Source organism: Sulfuricurvum sp., from assembly GCF_028688295.1.
GTDB lineage: Bacteria > Campylobacterota > Campylobacteria > Campylobacterales > Sulfurimonadaceae > Sulfuricurvum.
In genome coordinates this window covers 1-4,964 of sequence record NZ_JAQTYM010000104.1, presented here as the reverse complement: position 1 = coordinate 4,964, position 4,964 = coordinate 1, and the positions used below count along the sequence as shown (strand labels likewise).

9 protein-coding genes are annotated in these 4,964 nt (G+C 42.7%); 3 read left to right on the top strand and 6 right to left on the bottom strand.

Translation table 11 applies throughout. The features are described from left to right. Positions 1 to 446, top strand: a 446-nt coding sequence (locus PHR02_RS12970; protein WP_299992651.1) for a manganese efflux pump MntP family protein, incomplete at its 5' end; no start/stop codon positions are given. Positions 447 to 449: 3 nt separating this feature from the next. Here PHR02_RS12970 and PHR02_RS12965 read toward each other — a convergent pair. Continuing rightward, entirely contained in the window at positions 450 to 812 is a 363-nt protein-coding gene (locus PHR02_RS12965; protein ID WP_299992649.1) for a hypothetical protein, read from the bottom strand. A gap of 64 nt (positions 813 to 876) precedes the next feature. On the opposite strand from PHR02_RS12965, the gene PHR02_RS12960 reads away from it, so the two are divergent. Then, the gene (locus PHR02_RS12960) at positions 877 to 1,275 is read left to right on the top strand and encodes a rhodanese-like domain-containing protein (protein WP_299992648.1); all 399 of its coding nucleotides are present in this window, start codon (positions 877 to 879) and stop codon (positions 1,273 to 1,275) included. Here the strand turns inward: PHR02_RS12960 and PHR02_RS12955 are convergent. Beyond that, positions 1,272 to 1,586, bottom strand: a complete 315-nt coding sequence (locus PHR02_RS12955; RefSeq protein WP_299992646.1) for a hypothetical protein — start codon at positions 1,584 to 1,586, stop codon at positions 1,272 to 1,274. The two genes, PHR02_RS12960 and PHR02_RS12955, sit on opposite strands and share 4 nt — an antisense overlap. Positions 1,587 to 1,680: 94 nt before the next feature. Here PHR02_RS12955 and PHR02_RS12950 point away from each other — a divergent pair, with 94 nt between their 5' ends. Continuing rightward, a complete protein-coding gene (locus PHR02_RS12950) occupies positions 1,681 to 2,889 on the top strand; it encodes a diguanylate cyclase (protein ID WP_299992645.1) in 1,209 nt (402 codons plus the stop codon). Position 2,890: 1 nt separating this feature from the next. Here PHR02_RS12950 and PHR02_RS12945 read toward each other — a convergent pair whose 3' ends face one another. The 4 genes from PHR02_RS12945 to PHR02_RS12930 all read right to left on the bottom strand — a co-directional run. Next, positions 2,891 to 3,229, bottom strand: a complete 339-nt coding sequence (locus PHR02_RS12945) for a translation initiation factor (RefSeq protein ID WP_299992643.1) — start codon at positions 3,227 to 3,229, stop codon at positions 2,891 to 2,893. Next, a complete protein-coding gene (locus PHR02_RS12940) occupies positions 3,226 to 3,432 on the bottom strand; it encodes a DUF1653 domain-containing protein (RefSeq protein WP_299992641.1) in 207 nt (68 codons plus the stop codon). Before PHR02_RS12940 ends, PHR02_RS12945 begins: the two co-directional genes overlap by 4 nt. Then, the gene (locus tag PHR02_RS12935) at positions 3,425 to 4,261 is read right to left on the bottom strand and encodes a DUF5718 family protein (RefSeq protein ID WP_299992640.1); all 837 of its coding nucleotides are present in this window, start codon (positions 4,259 to 4,261) and stop codon (positions 3,425 to 3,427) included. Before PHR02_RS12935 ends, PHR02_RS12940 begins: the two co-directional genes overlap by 8 nt. Then, positions 4,248 to 4,964: ATP-binding cassette domain-containing protein (locus PHR02_RS12930; protein ID WP_299992639.1), on the bottom strand; the 717-nt coding region annotated here is incomplete at its 5' end. The genes PHR02_RS12935 and PHR02_RS12930, both read right to left, overlap by 14 nt.

The window sequence follows — 4,964 nt, the reverse complement described above, 5'->3', positions numbered from 1 at the left end:
CCGCCGCTGTTTTTGGTTTTTTCCAAGGGGCCATGCCCATCGCTGGGTATTTCATCGGAATCAGTTTTGCGGAATATGTCCAAGCGTATGATCACTGGATCGCGTTTGTTCTCCTTGTAGGACTGGGTGGGAAAATGCTCTATGAAGCGTACCAAAACGAATTTGATGACGAAGTCACCGATCTATCAACGAAAACACTTATTACATTGGCGATTGCCACCAGTATCGATGCGATGGCCATCGGGGTAACCTTTGCCTTTTTACAAACGGATATTTATACGGCTGCGGGAGTGATAGCACTGGTAACGTTTGTTTTGTGTATTGTAGCGGTATATGTAGGGAAAAAACTGGGCTCATTGTTGGAGAGTAAAGCAGAGATGCTCGGAGGGGTTATTCTAATCGGATTGGGCTTTAAAATTTTATTAGAACATACCGGAATAATTTAATTATTACCACCCATCTGTTGCATGATTATCGTGTTTTGATTTTTTATAGCGGCTGGCATTCACCCGTTTTTCGAGCTGATTTTGGGCATAAAAAAGCTCCTCTTTGATCGTTTCGATCTCCTCATCGCTAGAACGAAAATCAAGAATCTTTTGCCCTAGCGCTTCAAGGACGAGGTATTCATCTTTATACAGTTTGACCGCCTCATTTTTTTCTAAAAAGCGAAAATTCATATCTACTTTTTGGTCATACTGCTCTTTAGTTGGGTTATCACTTTTTGCTAGGTAAGAGAGTATTCCATTGATAAAACGTCCAAGTAACCGAATATACCGGAGCCGTTTTGCATTTTCTGTTTTAGATTCGCCCATAAAACCTCATATTAATCATTCGTCGATACAATTTCATTATTATACCCTCAATAGGATTTGTACAATGCGTTTATGGCTTTTATCTTTACTTATGAGCGCAACATTGTTTGCGGAATACACACGTCAACCAATCGATCAACCACTCGTCGATTCTAAAATCAAAATCATCGATATCCGCACCCCATCCGAATGGAAAACTACCGGTTTGGTAAAAGGTTCCATTCCAATCATGTTTTTTGATGAGCAGGGAAATTACAACGCCGAAGCATTTTTAGGAAAATTGAACAAAGTGGTAAAAAAAGGGGAGAAATTTGCTCTCATCTGCAACAGCGGCAATCGTACCCAAGTCGTCGGTACTTTTCTAGGAAAACAACAAGGCTACAATGTGATCGATTTAGCAGGGGGGATTCAATACGCTATTGGCAAAAAAATAACGCTTGAACCCTATAAGCCAAAACCTTAACGTAGAAATTCGAGCAAATCGATATACTCTTTTTCGATCACTCCGAGATTCTCCAACATCCGCATCTCATCGACACCGGGATTTTCGCTGAGAAAGTCCCGTCTCCATTGAATATTGTCTTGCAGTTCACTCAATCCTGTCGAAAGATACTCAATCATCGTGTCGATATCAGCACCTCGGATTGCTCCTTCCGTATCCGCTTTATAAAACAACAATGCGTAATCACCCGTTTCATGAGAAAATCGAAAATCTTCAGCAATGTTATGCACGATTGTCTTTATTCGCGCATCTTTAATGATACGTTTAGCCATAACCAGCCTCCAAAAAATAATGGTTTAATTGTAATCGTTTTTGGTATAGGAGTTGCTTAGATAATATATCCAATATCGAAAGATTAACCCAACTGTGGAATCACTCAAACTTAAAAGCAAACTTCTTTACTTATTACTCTTGGTTGGATTCGCCCTCATCGTCGTTGGGCTTATCGGATATATCAATATCCAAAATATTAAACGCAATATGGACACCCTCTACTTTGGTTCACTCGTCCCCCTCAGCGAACTCAATGCCATTACGGATACCTATCACAGTGAACTCGCCTCTCCTATCTATCGATGGAGCAATCAACTCCTTAGTGATGAGCAAGCTGCTGAAGAGATATCGTTGGGTATTGAGCGTGTTAATCACCTCTGGGGTGCCTATCTTTCCCACTATAAACGTGCCGAAGAACTCCCTTATGTTCATTATACTGAAGGAAAAATCAACCTCTTGGAAGAGTATTTCATGCAAGTCCGTGCATTGATCAGCGACCCTGACAAAAGTTATCCTATCTCATTGAGTGTTTTACATGAAAATGTTGAACTCATACATACCACGATCCAAAAACTCATTGATTATGAAAAAAAAGTAGCGCAATACGAGCATGAGATTCTCCTCGCACAATACAAAAATGCTCTCACTCAGCTGATTTTATTTTTAGGAGTGATGCTTTCTCTTGTCATGGGATTAGCCTGGAAAATTTTTGCCCGCATCGAACTCCAACAACAACAATTAATTGAGTCAACCGAAACACTGCAACATCTCAACCTCAAACTCGAACAAGCCTCCTATACCGATTCACTCACAGCTCTTTACAATAGACGCTATTTTAATGTTGTGTACGAAAGAGAATTCAAACGCGCTTTGCGTTCAGGTACACCTTTTGTCTTTATGATGCTAGATATTGATTTTTTCAAACAATACAACGATACCTATGGTCATATCCAAGGTGATACCGCCCTTCAAGCCGTTGCAAAAGTGATCAAACACACCTTACAACGTCCGGGGGATTACCCTTTTCGCTTAGGAGGAGAAGAGTTTGGGATGATTCTCACCGATACGGATTGTAATAACGCGAAATTAATGGGCGAAAAAGTACGTGTGAGCATTGATAATTTACGTATCGAGCATAAAGGATCAAAAATCTTGCCAACGCTCAGTGTCTCTATCGGAGGGATTTGTATCATCCCGACAGCACAAATCGCTGAAGATGCTCTGATCCATACTGCTGATACGAACCTCTACGCGGCAAAAGAGCGAGGGCGAAATCAGGTAGTGTTTAGTACAAACTTATAATTTATTTTGAATTTTTGAACTTAAATCCTAGTTTCTCAACCTGTTCACGCACCTTTAGGGCGATATCCCCTTGAAACTCCATCCATCCCTCTTTATATGCTCCACCGCACGCAAGTGATTTTTTGAGAGATGAGAGCGCTTTTTGGGCATCTTCTTCGCTCAGGCTAAAAGGTCCGACGAGCGTCACCACTTTCCCGCGACGTTTTTCCTTTTGAAATACTAGACGGTGAGCAGAGGGTTCAAGGATAGTGAGCGCTTTTGCAGTGTTTTCCACCTCCATACTCCATCCATCACCCCAAGAGGCTCCAAGATCAAGAGAGAGTTTGGTTCCACGGCTCATTGAACTTCTCCACAATATTCGAAACGTTTAACACCGTTTGGCATCGTTTCAATAAACATTTTATAGGGTCGAACCCACAATCCTCTCTCTCCATACAAAGGGCGGTAAACGACAAGCGCTTCTGAGTTTTCAGAGTGCTTTGCCACGCCGATCACCTCGTAGTGCTTCCCTTTGTAATGACGATAAAGTCCGGGTTTAAGCACGAATCACCCTTTGGATCAATGCACTAATCCCCTCCTGATCCATCAACTCACCTTTATTGGCCTTGGAGAGGATCGGGTTCATGCAGTATTTGTTGTTATCATACACGACGACAATCACCTCATCCCCCTCTTGGAGGAAATTGGTCTCACCAAAATGGGTATAACGGGTCGCACCGATACTGATAATCGCTTGTGCAGGATTTCCGGCTTCTTTTAAATAGCTTCCGATTGACTCCAGTGGACCGAAATCGCTTTGGGTATTGATCTGCTTTTGCATCCAGTCGATAAGTTTGCCATAAAAGAAACTGTATCCGGTGAGCTCCACATCTTCGCCATAACGCATCAACATCCCCCCACGTCGCAAAAACGAAGCGATGCGATAACTGTCCATTACTCCACCCTGCTCGAAGATATCGATAGGGATTAGAGTTGAGGATAGCCCCTTGGAGGATTCACCCCAGTTTTTTTTGTGGCTAATCTTTGCAGCTCCCTCTTTGCGGAGAGAACAGTCATTATACGCACCGAAAAATTTAGGGGTAATCTCAGTGACATTTCCCTCATCGTCGTATTCGAAATCACAAACAAGTGCTACTTCAGGCTCAGGTTGGACGTTGCACGTTTCATTCGGGAGGAGGATCATATCGGAACTGATCGGATAAAGTCCGAGTTGCCCATCACGATTGGGGATATAAAAAGGGAACATTCCCTTAGGACCGTTCGGATCTTCGGTTAGAATATCTTTAAAATCGGCACTCTCACCCGCTTGTTCGAGGTGGAGGGCAAAGTTGCCCGCGACACCGAGTCCGATATAATTTTTATAAGCTTCCACTTGCTTTTGCCTCAGCAAACTCTTCATACGAACCTTTGAAATCGATATAGGTTCCATCGAGGTGCAATTCAATAATACGATCTGCAAACGCATCGAGCAACTCACGGTCATGGCTCACACAAATAACATTCCCTTCAAAATCAAGCAATGCTTCACCGAGAGCAATAATCGCTTCGAGGTCAAGGTGATTGGTAGGCTCATCGAGTACGAGGAAATTTCCCCCCTCCAGCATCATCTTAGAGAGCATCATACGATGTTTTTCTCCCCCTGAAATCTTCTCAACACTTTTCTCTTGCTGTTCACCGTTGAAAAGCATACGCCCTAAACAGTTACGAATCTCGGAGATTTCACGCTTCGGATCAAACCCGCGAAGCCAATCGTACAGGGTACCATCGCCTTTGATTTTATCGGTCGTATCTTGTGGGAAATAACTGTATTCAATCGTCGCTCCCCATGTAACAGTTCCGCTTGTCGGCTTCATCTCTTCCATAAGAATTTTACACAAGGTTGATTTACCCGCACCATTGGGACCGATAATCGCGATTTTTTCACCCGGAGCTACGAGAATATCAAAATCACGTAAAACATTTAAATCATCATAGCTGTGAGAAACATTCGCTACACGCAACGCTTCATCCCCCATAGGACGCTTCGGTTTAAAGACGATACTTGGGTCACGTCTGCTTGAAGGTTTGATATCTTC

What these genes read in the sequence shown, in the direction of transcription:
- PHR02_RS12955 (WP_299992646.1), bottom strand. Translation starts at nt 1,586, where the DNA reads ATGGCTAAACGTATCATTAAAGATGCGCGAATAAAGACAATCGTGCAT.
- PHR02_RS12960 (WP_299992648.1), top strand. Translation starts at nt 877, where the DNA reads ATGCGTTTATGGCTTTTATCTTTACTTATGAGCGCAACATTGTTTGCG.
- PHR02_RS12945 (WP_299992643.1), bottom strand. Translation starts at nt 3,229, where the DNA reads ATGAGCCGTGGAACCAAACTCTCTCTTGATCTTGGAGCCTCTTGGGGT.
- PHR02_RS12965 (WP_299992649.1), bottom strand. Translation starts at nt 812, where the DNA reads ATGGGCGAATCTAAAACAGAAAATGCAAAACGGCTCCGGTATATTCGG.